Source organism: Corallococcus sp. AS-1-6, from assembly GCF_020037015.1.
In the GTDB taxonomy this organism is placed as follows: Bacteria; Myxococcota; Myxococcia; order Myxococcales; family Myxococcaceae; genus Corallococcus.
Genome location: NZ_JAIQDE010000013.1, coordinates 157,665 through 184,207 on the forward strand (window position 1 = coordinate 157,665; position 26,543 = coordinate 184,207).

Sequence of the window (26,543 nt, forward strand, 5' to 3'; positions counted from 1 at the left end):
GTCACTCGGATGCGTGCGATTCGATGGTGAGCTGGTAGTGCTCGGAGTGGTTGGTGAGCTGCGTGCGCCCTTCCCAGCGCGGCGTCCCATCGTAGCGCACCGTCACCCATTCCCTCCCGTCCTTCGACAGGGTCCGCCGCGTGGGGCCGTCCTCCAGCGTCCAGCCGGCGGGCAGGGCGGCGCGCACGGCGTCGGCCGGCCAGTAGACGAGCTGCACGTCCCGCAGCACCAGGGCGGAGTTGAACTGGGCGGGCAGGCGGGGGTCGCGCTCCTCGTCCAGGCGGCTGCCATCCCAGCGCAGGGTGAGGATGCGCTGACCCATGGCCAGCCCCGCCAACTGGAGCTGCTCCGGCTCCACCTCCAGCAGGGCCTCCAGGGAGCGGGGGCCTCCGGGGTCCTGCTCGTGCGCGAACACCAACTGCTGCGCCAGGCTCACGGACGCCCCGAGGGCGGCGGGGGCCAGGCGCAGCTCCGGCAACGGCTCGCCGGGGGCGGCGGGCCGGGGCCGGGGCGGGGTGGCGCATGCGGACAGCCCCGCGACGAGCAGGGCGGTGACTACGCCGCGCACAGGGCCTCGAGGACGCCCAGCCGCCGCTTGCTGTCCGCGACGTAGGGGTTGTTCTTGTCCCACGCGTAGCCCGCCAGGATGGCGGAGATCATCTTGCGCACGTCGTCCGACGGGTTCGGGTGGAAGATGATGTTCTGGAATCCGCCCTCGTACCAGGACTCCACGAAGGTGCGGAAGGTGTCCACGCCCGCCTTGAGTGGCTTCGCGTAGTCCTTCTCCCAGTCCACCTGCTCCCCGGCGAACTCCCGGGCGATGCAGGCCGACGCGAGGCTCGCGGACTTGAAGGCGATGGTGACGCCCGAGGAGAACACGGGGTCCAGGAACTCGCCCGCGTTGCCCAGCAGCGCGAAGCCCGGGCCCCACAGCGACTTCACGTTGGCCGCGTAGCCGGTGAGCTTGCGCGCGGGCGTGTCCCAGACGGCGTCCTTCAGGAGGCCCTGAAGCGCCGGCGCCTCCTTCACGATGGCCTGGAGCCGCTCCGTGTCCGTGCCGGTGTACTGGTCCAGGAACTCCTTCTTCGCGACCACGCCCAGCGAGCAGCGGCCGTCAGAGAAGGGGATGGTCCAGTACCAGACGTGCACGTGCTCCGGGTGCGTCGTGACGCGGATCTTGTTCCGGTCGAAGGTGCCGAGCGGGATGTTGTCCACCACGTGCGTGAAGATGGCGCCGCGCACGGGGAAGTTGGACGGTGTCTCCAGGTTCAACATGCGCGGCAGCACGCGGCCGAAGCCGCTCGCGTCCAGGAGGAAGCGCGCCTTCACCTGGTACGTCTCGCCTTCGGGGGAGCGCGCCGTCACCACCGGCTGCCCGCTGGAGAAGTCCACGGACAGCACCTCGTGGCGGAAGCGCACGGTGGCGCCCTTCTTCTCCGCGGCCCGGGCCAGGATCTGGTCGAAGCGGGCGCGCTGCACCTGGTAGGTGGTGCCCCAGCCGGGGCTGAACTTGTCGCGGAAGTCGAAGTCCGTGTACCGCCCGCCCCGCTCGAAGGCGGCGCCGTTCTTGAACTGGAAGCCCGCCTCCACCACGTCCTGGAGGAAGCCGGCCTCCTGGATGTACTCCATGCTCTGCGGCAGCAGGCTCTCGCCAATGGAGAAGCGCGGGAACTGCTCGCGCTCCAGCACGAGGACGTCTCGGCCCTGCTTGCGAAGGAGGCCCGCCGCGACGGAGCCCGCGGGGCCCGCGCCGATGATGAGGATGTCCGCTGATTCAGTTTTCAATGTGTGGCTTTCCCGGGTGGAAGTCGGAAACAAGGGGTGAGGATCCAGATGGTGACCTCGCCCACCAGCATGGCGAGGCCGAAGGAGCGCAGCGCGGGCGTGGCGGAGAGGCCCAGGAGCCCGAAGGAGAGCAGCGTGCTCACGCCGGCCAGCGCCACCGCGAGCCACGCGGAGCCGTCACCGGGGTGCTCCAGAAGGAAGATGCCGTAGTCCACGCCCATGCCCAGCAGCAGCACCAGCCCCAGCACGGTGAAGAGCTGCAGCGGCGCGCCCACCCAGCCGAAGAGGGCGAGCGTCAGGAGCGTGCCCAGCACGGAGGGAATCCACGCGCGCCACGCCTGGCGGCCGAAGCGCGCCACCAGCGTGAGCAGCACCGCGATGTAGCCCGCGACGATGAGCCCGCCCATGATGCGGCGGTAGCGGCTGAGCAGGCCTGAGATCTCCGCGGTCTTGTCCACCCAGCGGACGCCCTCCAGGCCCCGGGCCACCTCCTCCAGGCGGGGCAGCACCCGCGGGTCGTTGAGGCCGCGCAGCATGAGGACGCTGTATTGCGCCTGGCCCAGCGTCCCCAGCCACTGCTGCCGGATGGCGGCCGCGGCGGGGCCGGTGAGGAAGCGCTGGAGCGTGAGCGGCTCCGGGGAGAACGCGGCGCGCGTGGGGGCCTCCCCCGTGGACTCGCTGACGGCGGCGACCGCCAGGGCCTCCGCGCGGGCGCTCAGGGCCGCGTCCTCGCGCTGCTGCGACTCGGAGGGGAGCCAGTCGGACACGGCGCGGTAGCCCGCGAACACCTTCTGCGCCACCAGCGCGTCCAGCTTCGTCTTCAGCGCGGCCTCGCGCGCGAGCACCTGATCGTCGCTGTCACCCTGCACCAGGAAGAACTGCGCCGGGCTGGGCAGCCCCAGCAGGCGCCCCAGCTCGCGCTGATCCGCGATGAGGTTCGCGGGCGCGCCCTGCAACTGGCGCAGGTCGTCCCGGGGCTCCAGCTTCCAGAGGCCCACGGCCACCAGCACCGTGAGGACCGCGCCGGTCCCCCACCACGCCGGGGTGGACGCGATGCGCGGCCAGCGGGTGATGGACGCGGAGAAGCGCTCGGAGAACGAGGTGACGGGCAGGGCGCCCGTGTCCAGCGAGGGGAACCAGCACACCACGGTGAGGAACGCGGCGGTGAGGCCGGCGGCGGAGAACACCGCCATCTGCCGCAGGCCCGGGAAGGGCGCGACGCCCAGCGCCAGGTACGCCACCACGCTGGTGACGAGCGCGAGCACCATGCCGGGCAACAGCGCGCGCATCACGGGGCCGCGCTCCGACGGGGCCTTGCCCTGGCGCGCGGCGAAGTAGTGGAAGCCGTAGTCCTCCGCCACGCCCACCAGGCTGGAGCCGAAGACGAGCGTGAGCAGGTGCACCCGGTCGAAGACGAGCGCGGTGACCGTCAGCGCCACCGCGCAGCCCAGCGTGAGCGACACGCCCACGAGCAGGATGGGCCGCAGCGAGCGGAAGGTGAGCCAGACCAGCAGGAGCACCGCCGCCAGCGACCCGAAGCCGATGGTGGACATCTCCCAGCTCGCCTGCGCGGCGGCGGCCTCCGCGTACAGCGGCACGCCCGCGGCCACCAGCCGTCCGCCGGGCACCGCCGCCTCCACCTGGGAGCGCGCCCGCTCCACCGTGGCGGTGACGCGCGAGCCGTCCCCCAGCGCGAAGGCGGACACCTTGCTCTTCCACATGAGGAGCACCCACTCGCGCCCCTCGCCGGACAGCCACATCCGTCCGTCGCGGGGCCGGGCGGACGTCTCCGCCGCGCGGGCCTGCCACCAGTCCTGCCACAGGCCCAGCGGATCCGCGTTCCAGTCCGTCAGCCGCGCGCCCGCGGGCTGGTACAGCTTCATCAACGCCGTGCCGCCCAGCTCCTCCGGCGTCGCGCGTGACAGCCACTGGCGCTGCGCGGGCGTCAGCAGCCGGTCGCGGTAGGGACGGTAGAAGTCCACCGCCTGCTCCAGCGCGGAGGTGTCCACCACCGCCGGCTCCAGCAGGTCCGAGGCCTCCGTCAGCACGCGCGTGGCCTCGTCCGCGGCCTTCTGCGCGGAGGGCCAGTCGTTGGCGCCCACCAGCAGCACCACCTGCCGGCCGGCGTCGTCGGCGAGCTTGCGCGTGGCGGCGTCCACCTCCGGCGCCTGCTCGTCCTCCGGCAGCAGCGCGAGCACGTCCGTGTCCAGGCTCGCGGAGCGCCAGAACCGGACCTGGTGCACGCCCACGGCGAGCACCACCAGCGCCCACAGGATGGCCAGCTTATTTGCCAAGGCGTTCCGCTTCCGTGGCGTCGGGGGGAGGCGTCCGCGCGAGCTGCTCGAACGTGATGACGCTGCTGTCGCCGCGCGTCTCGTCCAACTGGACCTGGCGCACGTACCCGTCACCCTCCAGGTGGATGTGCTTGAAGACGCGCGCGAGCCCCGCGTCCGTGGGCGTCAGCTCCAGCTTCCAGCCCTGGTCGCCCACCAGCTCGCCCTCCACCTTGAAGCGCTTCTGGAGCGCCGCGACGTCGCCCGACAGGAGCGCGAAGAGCAGCTCGTTCACCGCCGCCAGCGCGGGCTCCTTCGTGGAGTCCAGGTGGTACGCCGCGCCGCCCGTGGCCTGCTGCGCGCTCAGCGACTTGCGCGTGAGCGTCAGCGTGGAGGCGAACGGCGTGCGCGTGTTCCACAGCACGCCCTGGTCTCGCGCGAGGAGGAAGTCCCCCCTGGACACCAGCGGCTTCTTGAAGCCCGCCACGGACTTCTTCTGCTCGAACTGGCCGCGCACCAGCGGCGCGTCCACCAGGCGCGCGCGCACGTCCCTCACCAGGTCCGCGGCGTGGGCGCTCAACGACACGAGCGCGAAGGTCAACACGAGGAAGGGCTTCATCCCGGCCACACTCCCAGCTTCTTCCAGAGGACTTCCGGGCAGACGTATTCCATCTCACCCGTCTTCAAGGACACCGCGACCTGGATGGTGTGGGCCTGGTTCACCTTGCGGCCGGTGTCCGCGTCGCGCAGCAGGTAGTCGAAGCGCAGCCGGTTCTCCCACTCGGTGATTTCAGCGCGCACGATGATGCGCTGCTTGTAGTGGATGGGGGAGACGTACTTGAGCTTCATCTCCACCACGGGCCAGCCGTAGCCGGACTCGCGCATCTGCGGCCAGTCGTAGTCGTGCTTGCGCAGGATGACGGCGCGCGCCAGCTCCAGGTACTTCACGTAGTGGCCGTGCCAGACGATCTCCATCATGTCGAGGTCGTGGAACGCCGGGTCGATCTCCAGCTCGCAGCTCAGGTCAGGCTTCATGCAGCCTCCACTCCCGGCGGCGGATGGCGGTGATGAGGCCCTGCAGCTCGCCGTCCAGCGCCCGGTCCTCCACCAGCAGGGGGATGCGCGCCTCCAGGTCCGCGTGCATGGCGGCCAGCGCGGGGCCGGGCTTCGCGTCCGCGTCCAGCCGCTGGCGCAGGGTGACGCCCTGGCGCGCGGCGATGAGCATGGCCGCGGCCACCTGCTCCGTCAGCTCCAGCACGCGCAGGCAGTCGCGCGCGGCGATGGTGCCCATGCTCACCTTGTCCTGGTTGTGGCACTCGGTGGAGCGGGAGAAGACGGACGCGGGCATGGTCTGCTTCAGCGCCTCCGCGGTCCACGCGGAGACGCTGATCTGCGCCGCCTTGAGGCCGTGGTTGATGGCCGCGCGGGCGCCGGTGGACGCGGAGAGGTTCGCGGGCAGCCCGTGGTTGAAGCGCGGGTCCACCAGCAGCGCGAGCTGCCGGTCCAGCAGGTCCGCCACGTTGGCCACCGCGTTCTTCAGCCCGTCCATGGCGAAGGCGATGTGGCCGCCGTAGAAGTGGCCGCCGTGCAGCACCCGCTCGCCGTCCGGGTCGATGAGCGGGTTGTCGTTGGCGCTGTTCAGCTCGTTCTCGATGAGCGTGCGGAAGTACGGCAGCGCGTCCTCCAGCACGCCGATGACGTGCGGCGCGCACCGGAGCGAGTACCGGTCCTGGAGCCGCTGCTCGTTGCGCGGCGGCCGGTCCGTCACCAGGTCCGAGCGCAGCCGGGCCGCCACGCGCTGCTGGCCCGCGTGGGGCTTCGCCGCGAAGAGCGTCTCGTCGTAGTGGTGCGCGTTGCCGGCGCTCGCCAGCACGTTGAACGCCGTGAGCCGCGTGGCGAGCCGCGACAGGTACTCCGCGCGCTCCCACGCCAGGCACGCCAGGGCCGTCATCACGGCGGTGCCGTTCATGATGGCCAGGCCTTCCTTCGGCCGCAGCTTGAGGGGAGAGATGCCCAGCTCCTTGAGCACCTGCGCCGCGGGCTTGCGCTCGCCCCGGTGCCACACGTCGCGCTCGCCGCACAGCACCGCCGCCACGTAGGACAGGGGCGTCAGGTCGCCGGACGCGCCCACGGAGCCCTCCGCCGGAATCAGCGGCAGCACGTCGTGCCGGAGCAGCAGCTCCAACTGGGTGAGCAGCGGCACGCCCACGCCGGAGAAGCCCTGCGACAGCGAGGCCAGCCGCGTGGCCAGCACCGCGCGCGTCTCCTCCGGGGTGAGGAACCGGCCCGCGCCGATGCCGTGGTACGTGTACAGGTGGTGCGGCAGCTCCGCGACGAGCGCGGGCGGGATGGACACCGTGACGGAGTCGCCGTAGCCGGTGGTGACGCCGTAGATGACGCCGTCCTCCGCCAGCAGCCGGTCCAGGAACGCGGCGCCCCTGGCGATGCGCTGGCGGAAGGCGGGGGCCGTGCCCAGCTCCGCGGGGCGCTCGCGGCGCGACAGGGCGCCCACGTCCTCGAGCGTCAGCCGCCCGCCGTCGAAGCGGACCGGGGTGTCAGAAGGTTGGGGGCTTCGCGGAGACATGCACCTGATCCCAGAAGGGAAAGAAGTTGAACCAGTCGTAGGGGGCGCGCTTCAGCAGCGCCGTCACCCGGCCTGCGTAGTGCTGGGCGCAGTCGGTGAGCGCGGCCTCGCGCTTGCCCCGGGGCAGCACGACGCGCTCGAAGAGGCGCTCGAAGTGGATGGTGTAGCCGTCGCCTTCATGGATGCAGCCCAGCAGGTAGAGCGGGCACTTGAGCAGCGCCGCCAGCACGTAGGGGCCCACCGGAAATGGCGCCGGGTGGCCGAGGAAGTCGACGCGCACGGTCTGCGCGGAATTCACCGGGATGCGGTCGCCGGCGATGACCACGAACTCGCCGGCCTCCACGCGCTCGTTCAGCGCGACGGCGGTGGCCGGGCCCATGTCCGTCACCTCCATCAGCCGGAAGTCGTTCTCCGGGTTGAGCCGCTTGAGCAGGCGGTTGAACTGCTCCGCGTGCAGCGTGTGCACCAGGATGTTGAGCTTCACCTCGCCCCGGCGCTCCGCCATGGAGCGGCACAGCTCCAGGCAGCCCATGTGCGCGGTGACGATGACGCCGCCCCGGCCGGACTTCGCCGCCTGGTAGAACTCCTCGCGCCCCTCCGTGCGGACGCGGTCGAAGCGGTAGCGCCCGCTCACCGCGAGCAGCTTGTCCAGCAGGGTCTCCGCGAACATCAGCACGTGCCGCACGCTGTCGCGCCAGCGGGGCGCGTGCCCCAGGGCCCCCGTGGCGGCCTGCATCCGCTCCAGGTACTGGCCTGACGCCTGACGCAGCGCCGGGCGCCTGAGCCAGTTCACCAGCACCACCGGGTAGAGGCAGAGGCGGAAGGGCCAGCGGCCCAGCAGGCGGTGGATCCAATAGAGGATCCAGATGCCGGCGACGAAGGTGGTCTCTCCCATCTCCGCCCAATGGCGGGACTTCATCTGGCCACCTTCCGCCAGAGGAGCACGGGCAGCCGCCCCAGCATCCCGAAGAAGAGCCGGGCGTGCATGCCGGAGATGCGCACGTTGTCCCAGAGCACGTCGAAGTGGGAGATGCCGTCGGTGGGGTAGCGCACCTGGGTGGGCTGGTTGAGGATGCGCATGCCGCGCCAGAACAGGCGCACCAGCACCTCCACGTCGAAGTCCATCCGCTTGCCAATCCTCACCGAGTCGATGAGCGCCACGGTGGGCTGGAGCGGATACACGCGGAAGCCGCACATGGAGTCGCGGATGGCGAACGACAGCGTGTTGATCCACACCCAGATGTGCGTGGCGTAGCGGCCGTACAGCCGGCCCTTGGGCACGGACTCGTCATAGACGGGCGTGCCGCACACGAGCATGTCCGGCTGCGCCTTCGCCAGCGCCAGGAAGCGCGGGATGTCGTTGGCGTTGTGCTGGCCGTCCGCGTCGATCTGCAGCGCGTGGCTGTAGCCCCGGGAGAGGGCCGCGCGCAGGCCCGCCATCATCGCGCCGCCCTTGCCCTCGTTCTGGGGCAGGCGGACCACCTCCACGTGCTCGCTGTCCTCGCGCGCCAGGCCGTCCAGCACCGCCGCGCAGCCGGGCTCGCTGCCGTCGTCCACCAGCACGCAGGGCAGCCCGTGGCTTCGCACGGCCTTCACCACCGCGCCCACGGCCTCGCCGTGGTTGTAGACCGGAATCACCGCGCAGACCTTCATCCTGCCCCTCCCCCCAACACGATGCGGCCGCTGGCGTGCGAGCCCGCGGCCGACGTCAACTTGAACCCCAGCCGCCCGGACTGCTTCGCCCAGGTGAGCTCCAGCGACAGCAGCGTGCCGGGCGCGATGACCTGCTGGAACTTCAGCGTCTCAATCCGGAGGAAGTCCGGCGGCAGCGCGAAGTGCTCGCGGCCCAGCAGCAGCGACCACTCCACCTGCACCACGCCGGGCAGGATGGGCGAGCCCGGGAAGTGCCCGTCGAAGTAGGGCGAGTTCGCGGGGACCTCCACCGCCAGCAGCACGCGCTCGTCGGAGCGCTCCAGCACGCGGGAGGGAGGGCGCTTCGGGTCGAAGAGGGCGGCGAGCGCCGCCTCGGTGGATTTGCCCTGGGAGTTGACCGGCATGGCCTCCAGATACCGGAACCGGCGCGGCAAGGCACTGGACTCGAAATGCGGGGCCAGCTTCTCGCGCAGCGCCTGGCTCAGGGACCGCCTGCCCCCCGACTCCTGGAGCCGCCAGCCTTCCGCGTCCGGCACCCCCACCACCGCGAGGATGACCCGGTGGCCCTCCGTGAGGGGCAGCACCCGGGCCTCGCGCAGCAGGCCGCCGGCCACCAGCGCGCGCTCCATGGCGGAGAGCGACACGCGCTTCTCCTCCAGCTTGAGCAGCCGGTCGCGGCGCCCCAGCAATTCGAAGCCGCCGGGCACGGGCCGCGCGCGGTCCTCCGTGGTGAACCACTCGCCCGGGGGCAGGTCCAGGTGGGGGGATTGGACGCGGAGGGCGTCGTCCTCCGCGCGCACCGCCACGCCCGGCATCGTGCGCCAGGACGCGCTGTCGTCCGTGTCGCGCCGGCGCCACGCGACGCCGCCCGTCTCCGAGCTGCCGTAGACCTCCACCGGCGCGCGGCCCAACAGGTCGCGGCAGGCCTGGAGCGCCTCCGGGGTGAGCGGCCCGCCGGAGGAGAACAGCCCGCGCAGGTTCCCGCGCACGGCCGCCCAGTCCAGCGTCGCCGGCAGCCGCTTGAGGTGCGCGGGGCTCGCCACCAGGAGGCCGGGGCCGCTCTGGAGCGCGGCCAGGATGTCCTCCGGATAGGGCAGGACGTGCGCGTCGAACGGACGGCCGGACGTCAGCGGCCACAGCACCCGGAACAGCAGGCCGTAGATGTGCTGGTGCGACACGGTGGCCAGCACCGGCGCGTCTCCCACGGCCGCGTCGAACAGCCGGCCCAGCGTGGCCACCTCGCTGGAGAGCTGCGACAGGCGCTTGGGGATGGCGGTGGGCTCCCCGCTGGAGCCCGACGTGTAGACGACCAGCGCGGCGAGCCGGGGCGACAGCGGCTGGAACGCGGCGGTGCTCCCGTCCTCGTTCCCCGCGGGCGCGAGCGGCCCCTGTCCCTGGGGGGCCCGGCCCGCGAAGCCGTGCACGTGGGCCTTCAGCGCGTCCAGCGTGGCGGGGCGCGCGTCCGCGGGCAGGTAGACGCAGACGCCCGCGTGCCAGGCGCCCAGCAGCGCGGCGGCGAACTCGAAGGTGTCCTCAATGAAGAGGGCGTAGCGCTGGCCGCCGTGCGCCGCGAAGGCCGTGCGCCAGCCGGCGACCCGGGCGCGGAGCGCACCGAAGTCCCGCACGCCGTCCTCGCTCCGGGCCACGGGGTGCCCGGCGGGACGGCCGTGGACGAGGAGGGTTTCGAGCGCGAGCGGCTCAGCCATGGGCGTGCCGTGCGCGCACCCGCTGCCGCACCACCCATTCGCCCGCGAACAAGAGGCCCATGAGGCCGTAGGCGATGAGTCCGTTGTAGAGCGCCCACGTCGCGTCGCTCGCGAAGAGGGCCGTGGTGAGCGCGAGCGCGCCGTTGAAGACGAAGAAGCCGCACCACACCTGCGTCACCCGGCGCGTGTAGGCCACGCCCGAGGGCGGCAGGTCCTTCTCCCGGAGCCGCGCCAGGCGCTCGATGACGCTGGGCGGCCAGGCCAGGCTGGTGGCGAAGACCGCGAGGAGCACCCCGTTCACCAGCACCGGGTAGAGCTTCAGGGGCAGGGCGTTGTTGCCCAGCATGCTGGCGCCCGCGAGCACCAGCGCGCCCAGGGCGGCCGCGAGCCACATCTTCTCCCGCGTCGCCACCGCGCGCACCACCGCCATGGCCGCCAGGGGCAACGCCATCCAGCGGGGCTCGAAGTGCCCCAGGCCCAGATAGACGAGCGGCGGGTAGGCGAGGCTCAAGAGCCCCAACAGCACCGGGCGCAGACGCTTCACGCCGCGGCGGAGTCGCTGCCGAGCAGACCGTACAGCGCGTCCACCACGTCCTGGATGGTGCGCACGGAGCGGAAGACCTCCGGCGGGACGCGCTGGCCCGTCACCGGCTTCAAGCGCACCAGCAGGTCGATGGCGTCAATGCTGTCGATGTCGAGGTCGTCGTGCAGCCGCGCCTCCGGGATGATGCGGGACGGCTCGATGTCGAAGGTTTCCTGGAGGATGGCGCTCAGGCGCTCGAACAGCTCGTGCTTGGTCATGGGGTGACTCCTCGCTTTGTTCTTGAAGGGGCTGCTTAGGAACGGGTGCGGTGGGTGCTGACGAAATCCGCGAGCGCCCGGACGCTGGCGAAGTGACGGCGGTTCTCCTTGGAGTCGCTCGCCAGCACGACGCCATAGGACTTCTGCAACGCGAGGCCGAGCTCCAGGGCGTCAATGGAGTCCAGCCCCAGCCCTTCGACGAACAGCGGCGCCGCCGGATCGATGTCCTCCGGCTTGACGTCCTCGAGGTTCAGCGTCTCGATGACCAGACGCTTTATTTCCTGCTCAAGCTCCAACATGTCCCTGGCTCCCCCTGGAGAAATGGTCGTGCAAACGGGTGGTGAGCTGGCGCGCGGCCTTCGCCGCCTCGCCCGCTTCCGCGTCCTGGGCGGACACGGGGATGTCGTCCTCCACGCGGATGACGTAGTGCATGGGCTTTGACGGCACCTTCCACCAGGGCATGCCCTTGGTGAGGCCTCGCGGCTCGCAGCGGATGATGACCGGCGTGATGTCGCAGGGGCCGCGCACCGCGATGTTGGCGGCGCCGCGCTGCAACTGCATGTTCCCGTCGAGCGGCGTGCGCGAGCCCTCCGGGAAGATGATGAGGTTGTTGCCGGCCTTCACGGACGCGATGCAGTCCTGGATGAGCCCGGGCCCGGAGTCGTTGCACAGGTAGCGCGTCGCCCGGATGGGGCCGCGCGTGAACGGGTTGTTGGCCAGGCTCGCCTTGACCACGCAGTCCGCGTTGGGCACCAGGGAGATGAGGAACACCACGTCGATGAGCGACGGGTGGTTGGCCAGGATGAGCAGCCCGGAGCGCGCCAGCTTCTCCACGCCCTGCAGTTCGTAGCGCAGCACGCCCAGGGCGCGCATGTAGCCGATGAAGAAGCGGAACGTGTAGTGCACCGCGAGCCGCGCCAGCCGCTGCTGCCGCGCCGGATCGCGCACGAAGAGCGCCAGCAGCGGGAAGTAGAGGAGCCGCAGCGCCAGCCCCCCCAGGCCGAACGTGGCGAAGGACAGCCCGGTGGCGAAGATGCGCCACGGCCGGTCGAGCTTCTCAAGCATGGCGCGCCCACCGCCAGCACCGGCCGCCCGTCGCGTGCTCCCACCGCGAGGCGCCGGAGACCAGGAAGCGCAGGGCGCGCAGGTCCGCCGGGAGGTCCGCCGCGTCCACTGGCGCGGCGGGGGCGCTGGCCGCGCAGTCCAGGTGGATGGCGTCCGCGCCCGTGCTGGCTGAAAGGAGACAGGCCCATGCGTGAGGAAACGCCACGTCCCGGCAGAAGTGTTCCCACGGCGTGGGCACGGGCTCCTCGTAGATGACGACCATCACCCGGGGGACGCCGTCCGACAGCAGGCCACACGCCTCCGTGAAGGCGGCCTCCACCGTCTCCTCCCCCGCGGCGATGGCGGCGTAGGCGGACGTGTCCCCCCGCGCGATGGAGTAGAGCGCGCCGATGGCGTTGTGCACCGACAGGCTGAAGGACGTGGGCGACAGCGGCTCCGAGCGCGCCAACTGCGTGAGCAGCTCCACCGAGCGGCCCAGGTCCCCATAACGCGATGCGAAGACGACGGGCGCGTCCGGCGCGTCCACGTGCGCGTCATACGCCGCCTGCAACGCGATGCGGCCCAGCCGATCCACCCGGCGGCGCATCATCGCGGGCATCGCCGCGAGCGCTGGCGTGCCTTCCGCGGGGAGCGGATGCGGGGTCGCGAGCCACGTTTCCCAGGAAGCAGGATTGACGAGTCCGGGGGCCCAGGCGGCCCAGCGCTGTACGGAGAATCCCACCATCGTGACGGAGAGGCCCCAATCGCCCCCAAAGACAACCTTTACCAAACCATTCACAGGGTGACAATTGGGCGGCCGACCCGAGCAGGCCGGACGCCGGGAGCCCGCCCTGCCGCCTGCCCTGTGTCTGTCGCAACCCCACGTTCTTGTTGATGAAAGACGCAACGCTGCCTCGGCCTTCAGGTTCTTCCGGGTTTGTCCAGGGAGAAGACGCACCGGTGTGTCGCGCGGCGCGTGACGCGCTCCGCGAGTCATTCGGATCGAGCGGTGCAAACGGGTTGTGACGGTGGCTTGCGTGACGTGGCGGAGGGCGCGCGTATTCACGCCGCGCGCGCCGCTGCCTGTATGTTTCAGGACTCGGAGGGGAAGAGGGCGCGCAGCTCGCGGAGCGTGCGGGGCCGGGCGCCGCGGGGGCCGGTGACCCAGATGCGCTCGGGCTCCAGCGCGAGCTCGCGCCAGGACACGGCGCCCCCGTCCGGCAGCAGCACCTCGCCGTCCAGGCGCACCACCGAGTGGCGCCGGGACACGGCCTCCAGTCCGAACAGCAGCCGCTCCACGTCCGACCAGCGCGCGGGGGCGAACAGCAGATCCACGTCCGACAGCGACCGGACGAAGGACACGCCCGAGCGGTGCTGCCAGGCCAGCGAACCGAACACGCCCACCGTCAAATCCAGCGCGGTGCCCAGGGCGATGACGTCATCCAGGGCGGGGCCCCAGGCGGCGGGGGCCGTGGCGCGCACCTCCTGCGCGGTGGGCGGCGGCAGGTGGCGCTCCACGGCGGACAGGGCCACGTGCAGCGACAGGTGGCGGCGGTCGGGCAGGGTGAGCCCCAGCCGCAGGTCGTCCTCCTGGTCCGGCAGGTCCTGGCGGGCGACGGCGAAGGGCCGGCCCTGATCCCGCCACGCCGTCACCTGCGCGTGGACGTCCGGGAGCAGGGGAGAGCGCAGGGCCTCCGCCCAGCCGGCGTCCAGGTACACCCAGTCATGCCGCACCGGACGTTCACCGCCCATCAGCGACCGTCTCCTGTCGCCAGGGGGGAGCCGGGCCCGCTTCCGCGACGCGGGACGGGGCTGCCCCCGGGACATGCGGAAGCGGAAGCGGTGGAACTCACTGCTCGATTCATTACCCGGATTCAAGCCGCCGGTGGGAGCGATCCTGCACCGGTCGGCGACGGTTGCTCCCGGTCGCGCGAATCTCCCCGGAAATCCGGGTGGGAGCCGAGCGCACGCATCAGGGATTCCCCTGAGTCGCGGGAGGGCTAGCGGGGCTTCTGGAGGAGGGGGCTCACGGCGCTCACGTGCTGGTGGCGCATGTCGATGAGGATGTCGTAGTTGCGCGGCTCCGGGGCGACGGGGCCGGCGGCGAAGCGGTAGAGGCCGCTCACGTCGTGCTCGCCAGGGAAGCGCTCCTTCACCAGGGCCTTGAGCATCTCCTTGGCCACCCACTCCGCGTCCACGGAGACGGAGCCGAACTCGTCCAGGTAGTGGAAGGGCGCGGTGGAGTCCGCCTGCTTCGCGGTGAGGACGAAGACGCGCGGCTTCCGGTCCGGGACGACGAGGCTCGCGCCCTGCTCCATCACCGCCAGCTCCCGGCCCTGGGGCAGGGCGAACAGCTCCAGGGACTGCTGGTGCGCGAGCAGGGCGCTGAAGGCCACGAACGCGGTGAGCAGGGCCGTGGCCACGCGCGGGCCGTGCCGGGGCCAGAGGGTGCCCAGGTTCGCCAGCGACGCGGCGAAGAACACGGCCCACACGCCCGTGAGCGCGTTGAGCGTGCGGTAGGTGGGCCACCGCTCCCCGGCGAGGAAGCCCACCGAGTACGCCGCGCCCGACAGCGTCACCAGCGCCAGCAGCCAGCGCCCCACGCCCGTAAGCCCCGAGCGGCGCCCCTCCACCGCGATGCCCACGCCCAAGAGCGTCAGCGTCAGCACCACCATGGCCCGGTAGCCGTCCATGTCGCCCACCGGCGCCTCGTTGAGCGCGGACAGCGCGAGCGCGTTGGGGAACACGTGCGTGAGCGCCCAGACGGTCTTGTCCACCCAGTGCTTCTCGAAGCTGAGCCGGGGTGAGGGCGGGAAGATGCCCGCCTTGAACAGCACCTGCGTGACGGCGTACGCGAGCGCCAGGCCCGCGCCCATCACCAGCAGGTGCTTGAGCATCCAGCGCGCGGTGGCCTTCAGCGACACGTCGTGGTGCGCCACCAGCGACGCCGCCAGCAGCACCGCGGAGAACAGGCCGCTCACCTGATAGATGAGCGTCGCGGTGGCCATGGTGCCCACCGCGGCCAGCGCGTACGGCCACCGGAGGGGGGCCTCCGCGCCCGGCGGACCGATGGCGCGGCGGGCGAAGGCGAACGCGCCCAGGCCCAGCATCAGCGCCAGGGCCTGCGGCCAGCAGATGCTCCAGTTGGCGATGACCTGCGCGGACGGCGTCACCGTGAGGAACCCCGCCAGCAGCGCCGCGGAGCCCGGCCGCCAGCCCTCCTTGCGCAGAAGCAGGAACACCGCCGCCGCCAGCACGCCCAGCCCGGCCACGCCCATCAGGCGCAGCCCCATCAGCCCGTCGATGCCGCCGGCCGCCTTCGCGGACGCCTCCAGCATCCAGCCGTAGAGCGGGCGGCCCTGCGACGCGCAGACGCGCAGAATCTTGCCCGGCTCCTCGCGCGCCTCGCGCAGGATGGCGTAGTCGTCACGCAGGCCGTACCGGTGGATGACCGCGCTCCAGTAGATCAGCCAGGGAAGCAGGAGCAGCAGGGCCACGGTGCCGGGAGTCCCCAGCGCGCGCGGCGAAAGACGCTTCATCAACGGGAAGGCCATCGAAGTTGACGCAACGTAGCAGAAGCCTCCCACGGGCTCCCGGAGGAAGCGGGACACGGCAGGGTTCCAGTCACGGTGAGAAGGGCGGGGCTCCAACCACCTGCGCGTCCTCACCGAACTCGGGGCCTTGGGGGGCTCTCACGACGGTGAGCACGGGCCGCGCTTGCGCAAGGGACGGGGTGAAGAGGGAGGGCTGGTCGGGGTCCGCGAACACGGTGGCGAAGTCCTCCGGGGCCAGGCCCCGCGCGAGCCGGGCCGCGAACGAGTCCTTGAGCAGGCGCACGTAGTACTCGACGTCGTAGTCGCGCGCGTCGTCGCCCGCGGGCTCGCCGGGCCCCGGGCGCGGGGCGGGCTCGCCGTCCTCGGTGAGCGCTTCGGGGAGCAGGCCCGCGCGGCCGCCGGTGGCGCGGTAGATGCGCACGCGCTCTCCCAGGGACCAGTGCTCGCGGCCGTTCGTGAGCAGCGCTTCGTACGGCAGCTCCCTGCGCTGCTTGCGCGTGGCCAGGTACTGCGACGGGGACTTGGTCAGCCGCACCTGCGCGGAGACCTCGAAGGTGGGCACCTGGCGCCGCCGCAGCGCCATCACCGCGTCCACGTAGGTGTCGCGCACGGCGCGCACGTCGCCGGCCAGCAGGTGCTGGAGGGCGCGGCGCAGGAAGTCCTCGCCGTAGGGCTCCGCGCGGCTGGAGCGGAAGGCCACGCCGCGCAGCAGCAGCGGGCCCGCGTAGGGCTGGAGCGCGTAGTTCTTCGGTTCGTGGGACAGCATGGCGGCGTAGCGCCCGTCGAACTCCAGCTTCACGCGCGGCGGCAGCAGGCCCGCGACCTCCGCCACCACGCGGCGCTCGTCCGCCTCCGTCCAGGACTCCGGCACCGCGAAGTAGACGCCGTCCGTGTCGGCCTCCAGCAGCGTCACGCCCCGGTGCGCCAGCTCGCGGCACATCAGGCCCAGCAGCTCGCGCCCGCGCCGCGTCACCTCGTTGGCGGCGTGCACGTCCGAGAAGCGGGTGAGGCCCACCGCGCCCAGGTAGCCGTAGGCGGAGTTGATCAGGATCTTCATCGCCGCCGAAATCGCTTCGTGCGTGTGGCGCTCCCGCGAGCCGGGCGGGGCCTTCTTCGCCTGGGCCTTCGCGTCCAGGCGCTGCTCCACCAGCCGGTCCACCAGCGCGAGCAGCGCGTTCAGCCGGTCGCGCTTCGGCCCGATGCGGTACTGGCGCATCAGCGACGGGTAGAGGCTGGCCACGTCCGCCTTCACGATGTGGCGCGCGACGCCGGTGGCGAACAGGTGCAGCGCCGCGCCGCTGTGGGAGGTGCCGTCGCCGGACTCGTGCGCCGGCAGCGCCGCGCCCGAGCGCACGTAGGCGCGCACCAGCAGCGGATCCAACACGCCCGTCGCGGGGCCCGCGTCCGCCAGCCGCTCGTAGCGCCGGGGGGCCATGCGCGCGAGCGCGAACGCCGCGCCGCCCAGCAGGTGCGCCAGCCCCGCCGCCTCCGTCACGTCCTCGCGCGCGTAGCGGCGCACGCGCTCCGGGTCCTTGAGGAAGACCTCGTGGATGCGCGCGCCGGGGATGAGCTCGCGGTCGGGCCCGGACAGGCCCAGGTGCCGCGCCACCGCCTTGAGGCCGTGGCCGGGCAGGTCGCGGGCGGCGAAGTCGTGGCGGCGCACGGCGTCCAGCGTGTCGATGAACTCGCGGCCGGGGACGGTGTAGCGCGCGCGGCGCATGGCGTCCGCGTCACGGCCCCCGGGGCCCCGGTTCAGCGCGGCGCCTCTCGCGGAGGGGCGGTGGCGCAGGCCCGGCAGCCCCGCGCGGCCCAGCGCCAGCGGCACGTTGAGCCGCTTCGCGCGCTGGTCCAGGAAGGGCAGGTCGAAGCCGTGCAGGTTGTGGTTCTCCACCACGTCGGGGTCCGCCTCGCGCAGGCGCGCGACCAGCCGGCGCAGGAGGTCCGCCTCGCCCGCGTCGCCGTCCTCCGTCACCTCCAGCGTCTCCGCGCGGCCGTCCGGGTCCCTCAGCGCCACGAGGAAGATGCGGTCCCGGGTGGGGTCCAGGCCGGTGGTCTCCAGGTCGAACTGGAGCCTCCGCAGGTCGTCGAACACCAGGTCGCGGAAGTACGTGCGGCCGGTGGCGACCAGGTACTGCTCCTCCGGCGGCAGCACCAGCGCCGCGGCCGGGCCCAGGTCGCGCAGGTGGCCCACGCGCCGGTCCAGCCGCTTCGACGCGCCCTTGAGCACCGCGGACGCCAGCGCGCGGCCGTCCTCCGCGCTGACGAGGAAGCGCAACGCGCCGGGCCCCTCCAGCTCCCGGTACGTCACGGCTCCTGGCACGGGCGGCGCCGGCGGCGGGCCCTCCGGACGGAGCGCGTCCCCCAGGTGCTCCAGGTCCTGGAGCGACGCGAGCAGCACCCAGGGGCGGTACCTCGCGTCCTCGCGCAGCCGCGCGTGCGTGCCCGGCTGCCGCTTCCAGACGAAGGCGCGCCCGTCCGGTTCCGCCCAGACGGACACGATGCCCGGCGTGGGGTCCCATCCCCACAACCACTCGTCCTCCAGCGGATGGGGCGGCGGGACCATGGGCGGGGACTCAGGGGGCGGAAGGCGCGGCGTGCGGGCGCTGCTCCGGGCGCTCATAGGCGCGCGGGGGCCCGCTTCGCAAGGGTGGGCGGACAGGAGCGGCGTGGCGCTGTCGGGAGGGCTTCGCATCGCGGGTGCCTTGGCAGCAGCTTGAGGCCCCCGGCTGACAGCGGTATGTCAGGATTCACCGCCATGCAGCGCACCGAGCGACTCTTCGCCCTCGCCGAGTACCTGAGGGGCCGCCGCACCGGCGTCACCGCGGAGGTGCTGGCGGAGCGCTTCAGCGTGACGGTGCGGACCATCTACCGGGACCTGGACGCGCTGCGCGCCGCGGCGCTGCCGGTGGGCGCGGAGCGGGGCCGGGGCGGTGGCTACGCGCTGGACCGGGGCTACAGCCTGCCGCCGGTGAACTTCACCGCGCGCGAGGCGGCGCTGGTGGTGGCGCTGGGGCGGTTCGCCATCGACATGCGGCTGCTGCCCTTCACGGGGACGCTGGAGTCGGCGCTGGACAAGGTGCGCTCGGCGCTGTCCACGTCCGCGCAGCGGGAGCTGCTGGCCCGGCTGCGCGAGTTGACGTTCCTGGGCGTGCCGTCGCTGCCCACGCGCAAGCCCGTGCGCGAGGCCCTGGAGCGCGCGTGGTTCGAGCGGCAGCCGCTGCGCATCACCTACGTGGACGGCAACTTCCTGGAGACGGTGCGCGAGGTGCGCATCGAGTCCGTGGTGATGGACCGCCATGAGACACGGCTGGACGCGGTGGACCTCGCGTCCGGGGAGCGGCGCCACTTCCGGTTGGACCGCATCACCCGGGCGGAGGTGGTGGGCGCTTGAAGCGCCCCGGACGGCGCCGCGCTCCTGGCGCGGCGCCCTTCCTCCGGGGACCTCAGCCGCGCGAGGGGTAGACGCCTTCCGTCGCGATGATGAAGTTCACGCAGGTGTACGGGTTCTGGACGGGCACGGGCTGGCTGCCGCCGGCGATGCCCACGGCCTGGGCGCCCATCACCGTGCTGGGCGTCGTCGAGTAGGGCGTGGGGGTGCTGCCCGGGGGATAGGCCGCGAGGTACGCGCCCTCCGGGCTCTCCGAGTTGCCCTCCTGCATGCTGGCCATCAGCGGGTGGGTGTGCGCGGGCATCTGCGTCGAGATGAGCGTCACCGACGGCTGGCCGGACGCCTCACCCAGCGTGTGCGGCGCGAGCCCGGGGCCCTGGCCGGGCGCCATGGGGAAGCGGCCGCGCAGGTCCGGCAGCGCGAACGTCGTCCTGCCATCGCCACCGTAGGTGGTGCCCAGGATGCTGAAGAGCGCCTGGTTCTGCGCGATGGAGAGCAAGGCGCCGTTGCAGAAGAGCCAGCCCTTCGGCGCGAAGTCGCCTCCAAACATGATGATCTGCCCAATGTACGGCTCGGACATGGTGCCCCCGGGTGTGACGGATTGTGTGAGCCGGCGAACAGACCATGGGCGGCCACGCGATGAAAGAGCGCGGCGCGTCATCAGGGAAACCAACCCAGCGTGTGCGTAGGTTCACAGTTCGTGAGAGCATGGATTCCTACGCCGCACGTCACCGCGGCGGCTGTCCTTGGGGAGGACCTGTTCCATGTCACTTCGAGCTTTCGTGCCCCTGCATGGGGTGTTCTCGCGGTTCCGCGTGCTGTCGCTCTGCGCGACGTTGATGGTGACCGCCTGCACGGAGGGGACGGCGGGTGATGGCCCGGCGGGACCGGAGGGGCCTCCGGGGCCCGCGGGCGCGACGGGTCCCCAGGGGCCTGCCGGCCCACGAGGTGAGAAGGGCGCCACGGGTGAACCCGGCCTGATGGGTCCCGAGGGGCCGCCGGGCCTGTCAGGTGCCCAGGGCGAGCCCGGTCCCCAGGGGCCGCAGGGCATGCAGGGGCCGGCGGGCGCGATGGGGCCGCAGGGGCCCATGGGCCTGACGGGGCCCATGGGGCCTCAGGGCGCGGTGGGGCCCACGGGGCCAACGGGCGCGAAGGGTGACACGGGCGCGAAGGGCGACACGGGCCCGGCAGGCCCGAAGGGTGACACGGGCGACATCGGTCCCGCGGGCCCGAAGGGTGACACGGGCGCGACGGGCGCGACGGGCGCGGTCGGCCCCGCTGGAGCGACCGGCCCCGCGGGTCCCCAGGGGCCGCAGGGTGACACGGGCGCGACAGGGCCCACGGGCGCGACCGGCGCGATTGGCCCCGCTGGAGCGACCGGCCCCGCGGGTCCGCAGGGGCCGAAGGGTGACACGGGCGCGACGGGCGCGACGGGCGCGATTGGGCCCGCTGGAGCGACCGGCCCCGCGGGTCCGCAGGGCCCGAAGGGTGACACGGGCGCGACAGGCGCGGCCGGGCCTGCTGGAGCGACCGGCCCCGCGGGTCCGCAGGGGCCCGCGGGCGTCGCGGGTCCCCAGGGGCCTCAGGGCCCCACTGGCGCGATCGGCCCCGCCGGGGCGACCGGCCCCGCGGGTCCCCAGGGGCTCACGGGTTCCACGGGAGCGCAGGGGCCGCAGGGGCCCGCGGGCACGCAGGGGCTCTACGGTGACGGCTCGGCGGGGGCGTTCAACGTGGGCTCGGGCCAGACGGTGGACCTCTCCACCGCGGCGGGCGTGTCCTCGCTGCCCTCGGGCTACAACCTCCAGTTCAGCACCATCACCATCGCGGGGACGCTCAAGGTCCCCAGCGGTACGGTGCTGCGCGCCACGGGGGACATCACCGTGTCCGGGACAATCACGGTGCTGCCCGAGGCGGAGGACCTGGGCGGCGGAGAGGCCCCCCCGGGGATCGCCCGGACGGCCGCGGGCACCTACCACGGTGGCGCGGGCCTGACGGCCTTCCAGGCTGCCCAGGTCCGCCGGGTCCAATCCGCGTCGGGTGGCGCGGGAGCCCGGCTCTACGCGGGCCCGAGCGCCGACGGCGGAGCGGGTGGCGGCTCGCTGCTGCTGGTCTCGCGCACCAACATCCGGATCACCTCGGGTGCGGTCATCAACGCGAAGGGCGAGGGCGGCACGAACCCGCAGACGGCCGGCGCGTCCATCGTGGGCACGGGCGGCGGCGGCGGCGGCGTCGTGCTGGTCGCGGCGAAGGGGAGCATCATCCTGGCCGGCTCCATCCTCGTGTCGGGCGGCAAGGGCGCGGACGGCTTCAACGGCAACGGCGGTACGGGTGAAGGCGGTGGCGGTGGCGGTGGCGGTGGCATCGTCCACCTCATCTCCCCGGTGTCCGCCACCGTGACGGGAAGCGTGGATGTGACGGGGGGCGCGGGGGGCGCCAACGCGGCGGCCGTTTCGCCCTCGACCACCATCCTCTCGGCCGGTGGCGGCGGTGGCAGCGGCGGCAACGGCGGCAACGCGGGCGGTATCATCCCGAGCACGACGACGAACGCGACCGCCGCCTCGGGGACGCCGGGCCACTTCCTCCAGACCATCGCCCCGGAGCCCGAGACGCTGCTGGGGCTGTAGGCGCAAGGCCTCACGGAGCCGGCGGGCTCACCCGCCGCCGGTTCCCGCATCGCCCTCCGGAGCCCGCCACTGGAGCTCCCGGTACGGCGACGCCGGGTCGCTTCCCGGCACGGGCGTGAAGCCGTGCCGGGTGTAGAGCCGCAGCGCCGGATTGTCGCGCGTGACGTGCAGCCGCACGGGCACGCGCGCCCGCGCCGCCTCCGCTTGAAGCGCTTCCAGCAGGTGCGTGCCCAGGCCCTGTCCCCGCCGCGCGGGCAGCAGGGTCACGTCCACCAGCAGCAGCTCCGTGGCGGTGCGCACGAGCCACTGGCGGCCCACGGGCACTCCCTCCACTTCGACGATGGCGTGGCCCCCCGGGGCGTAGGTCGCCGCGTAGTGGCGGGCCTGGGCCTGGTGCTGCATGCGCAGGAACAGCTCCGCTTGCGCGGGCGGCCAGCCCCAGGCGGCCAGCTCCTGTTCGCGCGTGCTCGCGTAGAGCGTGAAGAGGAACGGTTCGTCCGCGGGCGTGACCGTGCGCAGGCGGGGCGCGAAGGGTGGGGGTGTCGTCACGGCGGGGAATCCTCCCACGCCGCGCGAGCCCGGGGCGAATGGGGGCGCCGGGACTGGTCCGCCTGTCCGCGGCGACCCGCGCGAACCTGTCCGACAGTCGGACACCCGCCGTCCCCGGCAACCGGCCCCCGCACGCTCCAGCCGTGAGGCGCGGGCGGCGTCAGGACTTCTTCGCGCGCTTCCGGGTCGCGGGCTTCCGCGCCGTCGCGCGGCGGGCGGCCACGGCGGTCCGCGTCTTCTTGGCGCCGGAGCGTTTGGCGGCGGGCTTCGCGCGCTCCTGCGTCGCGTGGTAGCGCTCCAGGAGCTTCGTGCCCTTGGTGGCGAGCCGCTTCGCCCCAGCATTGTCCTTCGGCACGGGCTCACCCCAGGCGCGGGCGGACAGGGCGAGGCGCGTGGGCTTGCCCTGGTCATCCACCATGGGCCCGCGCGGGTGCGCGAAGTGGCGGCGCAGGAAGCTGCCCTTCCTGCGCAGCTTCTCCGGCGTGTCCGCCTTGCCCTTCACGCCGGGCTTGAGGTTCGCGCCTTCCTTCTCGTGGAACCACTCGCGGCCCGCCGCGGTGAGGCCGCCCTTCGGATCCTTCAGGCGCCGCGTCCGCGTGACGCTCTTGCGAGTGGGGGAACGGGTCGGCATCGGGCGTGCTCCTCTTTGAACGGCGGTGGAGGCTTCCGCAGGAGAGGTAGGTCGTCCCGGCCGGGTTGGCACGACGTGACAGGCCGCCTGCTCCCTACGGCGTGGCGCTCGCCTCCGGAGGCACCAGCGAGTCCGCCAGCGCACGCAGGGCCCGCGCATGCGAGTGCCACGGGTCCTCGCTCTTGAAGACCTCCAGCGGGCGCTGGGGCGGCAGGCCTCGGGCCTCGTAGTCCTGGCCCCGCGCGTCGGCGTAGTGCTCGTTCGACAGGTGCACCGTCCATCCGTTGGGCAGCGGCTTGACGAGCATGTCGGAGAACGCGCCCCGCGTGGCCGTGCCCACGTGGACGACGTTCGGGAGTGCCCGCAGGGCGAGCGTGAGGACCTCGCCCGCGCTCACCGTGATGTCGCTGGTCACCACGTACACCGGCCCGTGGAAGGACGGACGCGGCGAGGGCTGGAGGGTGAACTCCTGCGGCGGCACGTCCTTCGCGCCCGTGGCCCACTTGGAATACGCGCGCCGGGGCTCGGCCGTGAAGCGCTCCGCGATGGCGCGGACCACGGCGTCGTGGCCACCCCGGTTGTTGCTCACGTCCAGGATGAGCGCGTCCGCCCCCGCGAAGGCCGTCAGCGCCTCGTCCAGCACCGGCTCCAGCGCGGCCAGTTCCTGCGCCAGCGTGGGCGCCTGTTCTTCCGTCCCGGCGACGAAGCCGCCCATCGTCAGCAGGTTGAGGTAGGCGACGCGGGGCGCGGCGAAGCCCCACAGGACGCGCTGGTTTCCGACGTGATGTCCCTCGCCGCGCAGCACCGTCTGGAGGATGCCGTCGCGGTAGGCGCGCATCCACTCGCGCTGCACGTCGCGCGGGGGGCGCGCCATCGACTCGGCCGCCATCGCCAGCGTCGCGAGCGTGCCCGTGGGGCGGGGCTCGTACTTCAGCGTGTCCGGGTCCGCGTCGCCCGCGAGCAGCTCCACGTGCGCGTCGTTCAGCGAACGGAGCGCGTCCGCGAAGAGGGTGAACAGCGCGCGGCGGTCCATGTCCGGCGTCACCCGCGAGCGCTGCGCGTCCAGGCGGGCCAGCCAGTCCGGGTCCCGCTGGGGGAAGGCGGCGTAGTGCTCCGCGAAGGTCGCCCGGAACACGTCGAACAGCTCCAGCGCGCTCCACGTGCGCGGCGTGTCGCAGCCGGCGGGCAGGGCGGCCAGGCGGTCGAAGCGGTAGCGCGTCTCCCCTGGTGCGCCGAGGAAGTCCCGGACGTCCGCCGACGGCCCCGGCTCCTGGATCCCGAACAGCTCCTTCAGCTCCGCGGGCGAGGACGGATCCGGATGGCACCCCGCCGCCGTCTCGTGGTGCAGGCGCATGCCCTCCGGCGTCACCGTGAGCAGCCATCCATAGCCGCGCGAGCGCCACACGCCGGACCCCTCCGGGGCGCGGGTCCCCGACGCGGCGTGCGGCGTGGCACACGCGGCGAGCAGCCCCGCGAGCACGAGGAGGACGGCCCCGCGCCAGCGCCCCCCACCCCCCGACACCCCACCGCGAGCGGGCCGGGGGGACGCGGGGCGTGCGCTATAAACCTCGCGCGGGGTGGGGGTGGCCTGCCCGCGGATGGGAGACAGCATGGGTGGAGTCGCTCGGAAGTTGGGATGGGTGGCCCTGGCGTTGGCGGGGGCCTTCTGCCTGGGCGTGGTGGCGCTGCACCGGGGTGAGTCCATCAGTGCCATCTGGCTGGTGGTCGCCTCGGTCGCGGTCTTCATGCTGGGATATCGTTTCTACGGCCGTTTCATTGCCGAAAAAGCGCTCCAGGTGGACCCCTCTCGTGCCACCCCCGCCGAGCGCCGCAACGACGGACTGGACTACGTGCCCACGGACCGGTGGGTCGTGTTCGGCCACCACTTCGCGGCCATCGCGGGCGCGGGGCCGCTGGTGGGCCCGGTGCTGGCGGCGCAGATGGGCTACCTGCCCGGCACGCTGTGGATATTGGCGGGCGTGGTGGTGGCCGGCGCGGTGCAGGACTTCATGACGCTGTTCCTGTCCGTGCGCCGCGACGGCAAGTCACTGGGCGACATGGTGCGCATGGAGCTGGGGCCCGCGGCCGGCGTGACGGCCATGGTGGGCGTGCTGATGATCATGATGATCATCCTCGCGGTGCTGGCGCTGGTGGTGGTGAAGGCGCTGACGCACAGCCCGTGGGGCACCTTCACCGTGGCCATGACCATCCCCATCGCGGTGGCCATGGGCCTGTACCTGCGCTACGTGCGGCCCGGCAAGGTGCTGGAGGTGTCCATCGTCGGCTTCGTGCTCCTGATGCTCAGCATCTGGCTGGGCGGTCAGGTCTCCGAGTCCGCCACCTGGGGCCCCTGGTTCACCTTCGACAGCCGCACGCTGGCGTGGCTGCTCATCGGCTACGGGTTCTGCGCGGCGGTGCTGCCGGTGTGGCTGCTGCTCGCGCCGCGCGACTACCTGTCCACCTTCCTGAAGATTGGCACCGTGCTGCTGCTGGCGGTGGGCATCGTGCTGGCGGCGCCGCACATGAAGATGCCGGCGGTGACGCGGTTCGTGGATGGCTCCGGGCCGGTGTTCTCCGGCAGCCTCTTCCCGTTCCTCTTCATCACCATCGCGTGCGGCGCGGTGTCCGGGTGGCACTCGCTCATCGCGTCCGGCACCACGCCGAAGATGCTGGCCACGGAGGGGGACGCGAGGCTCGTGGGGTACGGCGCCATGTTGATGGAGGCCTTCGTGGCCATCATGGCGCTCATCGCCGCGTCGGTGCTGGAGCCGGGCGTGTACTTCGCCATGAACTCGCCCGCGGCGCTCATCGGCACGGAGGCGGCGCAGGCGGCGGCGACGCTCAGCCAGTGGGGCTTCGTCGTCACGCCGGAGGTGCTGGAGCAGACGGCGCGCGACATCGGGGAGACGACCATCCTGTCCCGCGCGGGCGGCGCGCCCACCCTGGCGGTGGGCATGGCGCAGATCCTCCACGGGCTGGTGTCCGGGCAGGGGATGATGGCCTTCTGGTACCACTACGCCATCCTCTTCGAGGCCCTCTTCATCCTCACCACCGTGGACGCCGGCACGCGCGTGGGGCGCTTCATGATTCAAGAGCTGGCGGGCCTGGTGTACGCGCCGCTCAAGCGCACGGAGGCCTGGGGCGCGAACCTGCTGGCCACCGCGCTGTGCGTGGCCGCCTGGGGCTACTTCCTCTATCAGGGCGTGGTGGATCCGCTGGGCGGCATCAACACGCTGTGGCCGCTGTTCGGCATCGCCAACCAGATGCTCGCGGCGGTGGCGCTCACGCTGGGCTGCGTGGCGCTGGTGAAGATGAAGCGCGAGCGCTACGTCTGGGTGCCCGGCATCCCCGCCGCGTGGCTGGTGCTGTGCACGCTCACCGCGGGCTTCCAGAAGGTGCTCGGCGGTGACGTGCGCGTGAGCTTCGTGGCCCACGCCCAGGCCTTCTCCCAGGCGGTGGCCGAGGGGCGCGTCATCGCCCCCGCGAAGTCCGTGGAGGAGATGGAGGCCATCATCCGCAATGACTACCTGGATGCCGGCCTCACCGTGTTCTTCATGGTCGTGGTGGTGGCGACGATTCTCTTCGGCGTGCGCGCCGCGCTGCGTGCCCGTGGCTCGCCGGTGCCCACGTCCCACGAGACGCCCTACGTGGCCGCCGCCGTCCCGGTGAAGCCATGAGGCGCACGCTCGCGCAGACGCTCCAGCACGCCTGGCGGCAGGCCGTGCGCACCGCGCGGCTGATGATTGGCGTGCCGGATTACGACACCTACGTCGCCCACATGCGCCGTCACCATCCAGACAAAGCGGTGATGACCTATGCGGAGTTTTTCAACGACCGCCTCCAGGCCCGCTACCGCGCCGGGGGCGGCCGGTGCTGCTGAGCGGATGAGCCGTTGAGTCTTCCGGACAAAACTGCTTAGTGGGTTTTACGGGTCAGGCCCGTTCAACCCCT

Annotated in this window: 25 protein-coding genes; 4 read left to right on the forward strand and 21 right to left on the reverse strand. The window is 72.5% G+C overall.

Annotated elements, in window-relative coordinates; genetic code table 11:
* Position 1: 1 nt before the first annotated feature.
* The 17 genes from K8612_RS19860 to K8612_RS19940 form a co-directional block, all read right to left on the reverse strand.
* Positions 2-568 carry a DUF3261 domain-containing protein gene (locus K8612_RS19860; RefSeq protein WP_223741648.1) on the reverse strand — a complete coding sequence of 189 codons (567 nt, stop codon included), beginning with the start codon at positions 566-568 and terminating at the stop codon, positions 2-4.
* On the reverse strand, positions 556-1,785 hold the full coding sequence (locus K8612_RS19865) for an NAD(P)/FAD-dependent oxidoreductase (RefSeq protein ID WP_223763434.1): 1,230 nt from the start codon (positions 1,783-1,785) through the stop codon (positions 556-558). Before K8612_RS19865 ends, K8612_RS19860 begins: the two co-directional genes overlap by 13 nt.
* Entirely contained in the window at positions 1,782-4,079 is a 2,298-nt protein-coding gene (locus tag K8612_RS19870) for an MMPL family transporter (RefSeq protein WP_223763435.1), read from the reverse strand. Before K8612_RS19870 ends, K8612_RS19865 begins: the two co-directional genes overlap by 4 nt.
* Complete coding sequence (locus tag K8612_RS19875; protein WP_223763436.1) at positions 4,069-4,677, reverse strand: outer membrane lipoprotein carrier protein LolA; 609 nt, start codon at positions 4,675-4,677, stop codon at positions 4,069-4,071. Before K8612_RS19875 ends, K8612_RS19870 begins: the two co-directional genes overlap by 11 nt.
* The gene (locus K8612_RS19880) at positions 4,674-5,093 is read right to left on the reverse strand and encodes a thioesterase family protein (RefSeq protein WP_014398647.1); all 420 of its coding nucleotides are present in this window, start codon (positions 5,091-5,093) and stop codon (positions 4,674-4,676) included. The genes K8612_RS19875 and K8612_RS19880 overlap by 4 nt, the downstream gene beginning before the upstream one ends.
* Positions 5,083-6,642, reverse strand: a complete 1,560-nt coding sequence (hutH, locus tag K8612_RS19885; protein ID WP_223763437.1) for a histidine ammonia-lyase — start codon at positions 6,640-6,642, stop codon at positions 5,083-5,085. Before hutH ends, K8612_RS19880 begins: the two co-directional genes overlap by 11 nt.
* The gene (locus K8612_RS19890) at positions 6,614-7,561 is read right to left on the reverse strand and encodes an acyltransferase (protein ID WP_223741653.1); all 948 of its coding nucleotides are present in this window, start codon (positions 7,559-7,561) and stop codon (positions 6,614-6,616) included. The genes hutH and K8612_RS19890 overlap by 29 nt, the downstream gene beginning before the upstream one ends.
* Positions 7,558-8,295 (reverse strand): glycosyltransferase family 2 protein, encoded by a 738-nt coding sequence (locus K8612_RS19895; RefSeq protein WP_223741654.1) that lies wholly within the window; start codon positions 8,293-8,295, stop codon positions 7,558-7,560. The genes K8612_RS19890 and K8612_RS19895 overlap by 4 nt, the downstream gene beginning before the upstream one ends.
* Positions 8,292-10,001, reverse strand: a complete 1,710-nt coding sequence (locus K8612_RS19900; protein WP_223763438.1) for an AMP-binding protein — start codon at positions 9,999-10,001, stop codon at positions 8,292-8,294. The genes K8612_RS19895 and K8612_RS19900 overlap by 4 nt, the downstream gene beginning before the upstream one ends.
* Positions 9,994-10,545: a hypothetical protein gene (locus K8612_RS19905; RefSeq protein WP_223741656.1), complete on the reverse strand. Its 552-nt coding sequence runs from the start codon at positions 10,543-10,545 to the stop codon at positions 9,994-9,996. Before K8612_RS19905 ends, K8612_RS19900 begins: the two co-directional genes overlap by 8 nt.
* Complete coding sequence (locus tag K8612_RS19910; protein ID WP_223741657.1) at positions 10,542-10,802, reverse strand: acyl carrier protein; 261 nt, start codon at positions 10,800-10,802, stop codon at positions 10,542-10,544. Before K8612_RS19910 ends, K8612_RS19905 begins: the two co-directional genes overlap by 4 nt.
* A 35-nt stretch (positions 10,803-10,837) precedes the next feature.
* Positions 10,838-11,101 (reverse strand): phosphopantetheine-binding protein, encoded by a 264-nt coding sequence (locus K8612_RS19915; RefSeq protein WP_207048466.1) that lies wholly within the window; start codon positions 11,099-11,101, stop codon positions 10,838-10,840.
* Entirely contained in the window at positions 11,088-11,867 is a 780-nt protein-coding gene (locus tag K8612_RS19920; protein WP_223741658.1) for a 1-acyl-sn-glycerol-3-phosphate acyltransferase, read from the reverse strand. The genes K8612_RS19915 and K8612_RS19920 overlap by 14 nt, the downstream gene beginning before the upstream one ends.
* Positions 11,860-12,591 (reverse strand): beta-ketoacyl synthase chain length factor, encoded by a 732-nt coding sequence (locus tag K8612_RS19925; protein ID WP_223741659.1) that lies wholly within the window; start codon positions 12,589-12,591, stop codon positions 11,860-11,862. Before K8612_RS19925 ends, K8612_RS19920 begins: the two co-directional genes overlap by 8 nt.
* A 347-nt stretch (positions 12,592-12,938) precedes the next feature.
* Complete coding sequence (mdcG, locus tag K8612_RS19930) at positions 12,939-13,598, reverse strand: malonate decarboxylase holo-[acyl-carrier-protein] synthase (protein WP_223741660.1); 660 nt, start codon at positions 13,596-13,598, stop codon at positions 12,939-12,941.
* 248 nt (positions 13,599-13,846) lie between these two features.
* Positions 13,847-15,457 (reverse strand): hypothetical protein, encoded by a 1,611-nt coding sequence (locus tag K8612_RS19935; RefSeq protein ID WP_223763439.1) that lies wholly within the window; start codon positions 15,455-15,457, stop codon positions 13,847-13,849.
* A 13-nt stretch (positions 15,458-15,470) separates the two neighbouring features.
* Complete coding sequence (locus K8612_RS19940; RefSeq protein WP_223763440.1) at positions 15,471-17,963, reverse strand: ribonuclease H-like domain-containing protein; 2,493 nt, start codon at positions 17,961-17,963, stop codon at positions 15,471-15,473.
* 192 nt (positions 17,964-18,155) lie between these two features.
* On the opposite strand from K8612_RS19940, the gene K8612_RS19945 reads away from it, so the two are divergent.
* Positions 18,156-18,791, forward strand: a complete 636-nt coding sequence (locus tag K8612_RS19945; RefSeq protein ID WP_120563765.1) for a YafY family protein — start codon at positions 18,156-18,158, stop codon at positions 18,789-18,791.
* Between the two features lie 52 nt (positions 18,792-18,843).
* Here K8612_RS19945 and K8612_RS19950 read toward each other — a convergent pair whose 3' ends face one another.
* Positions 18,844-19,368, reverse strand: a complete 525-nt coding sequence (locus K8612_RS19950) for a phage tail protein (RefSeq protein WP_223741663.1) — start codon at positions 19,366-19,368, stop codon at positions 18,844-18,846.
* 184 nt (positions 19,369-19,552) lie between these two features.
* Here K8612_RS19950 and K8612_RS39295 point away from each other — a divergent pair, with 184 nt between their 5' ends.
* Complete coding sequence (locus K8612_RS39295; RefSeq protein ID WP_306799683.1) at positions 19,553-21,412, forward strand: collagen-like protein; 1,860 nt, start codon at positions 19,553-19,555, stop codon at positions 21,410-21,412.
* Between the two features lie 27 nt (positions 21,413-21,439).
* On the opposite strand, the gene K8612_RS19960 is transcribed toward K8612_RS39295, so the two are convergent.
* From K8612_RS19960 to K8612_RS19970, 3 genes are all read right to left on the reverse strand, one after another.
* Entirely contained in the window at positions 21,440-21,961 is a 522-nt protein-coding gene (locus tag K8612_RS19960; protein WP_223763441.1) for a GNAT family N-acetyltransferase, read from the reverse strand.
* 160 nt (positions 21,962-22,121) lie between these two features.
* Positions 22,122-22,592 (reverse strand): DUF6321 domain-containing protein, encoded by a 471-nt coding sequence (locus K8612_RS19965; protein WP_223741665.1) that lies wholly within the window; start codon positions 22,590-22,592, stop codon positions 22,122-22,124.
* Between the two features lie 94 nt (positions 22,593-22,686).
* Positions 22,687-24,204: a S41 family peptidase gene (locus K8612_RS19970; RefSeq protein WP_223763442.1), complete on the reverse strand. Its 1,518-nt coding sequence runs from the start codon at positions 24,202-24,204 to the stop codon at positions 22,687-22,689.
* Here K8612_RS19970 and K8612_RS19975 point away from each other — a divergent pair.
* Complete coding sequence (locus K8612_RS19975) at positions 24,203-26,269, forward strand: carbon starvation CstA family protein (RefSeq protein ID WP_223763443.1); 2,067 nt, start codon at positions 24,203-24,205, stop codon at positions 26,267-26,269. The genes K8612_RS19970 and K8612_RS19975 overlap by 2 nt on opposite strands.
* A complete protein-coding gene (locus tag K8612_RS19980) occupies positions 26,266-26,472 on the forward strand; it encodes a YbdD/YjiX family protein (RefSeq protein ID WP_223763444.1) in 207 nt (68 codons plus the stop codon). Before K8612_RS19975 ends, K8612_RS19980 begins: the two co-directional genes overlap by 4 nt.
* The last annotated feature ends 71 nt before the right edge of the window (positions 26,473-26,543 follow it).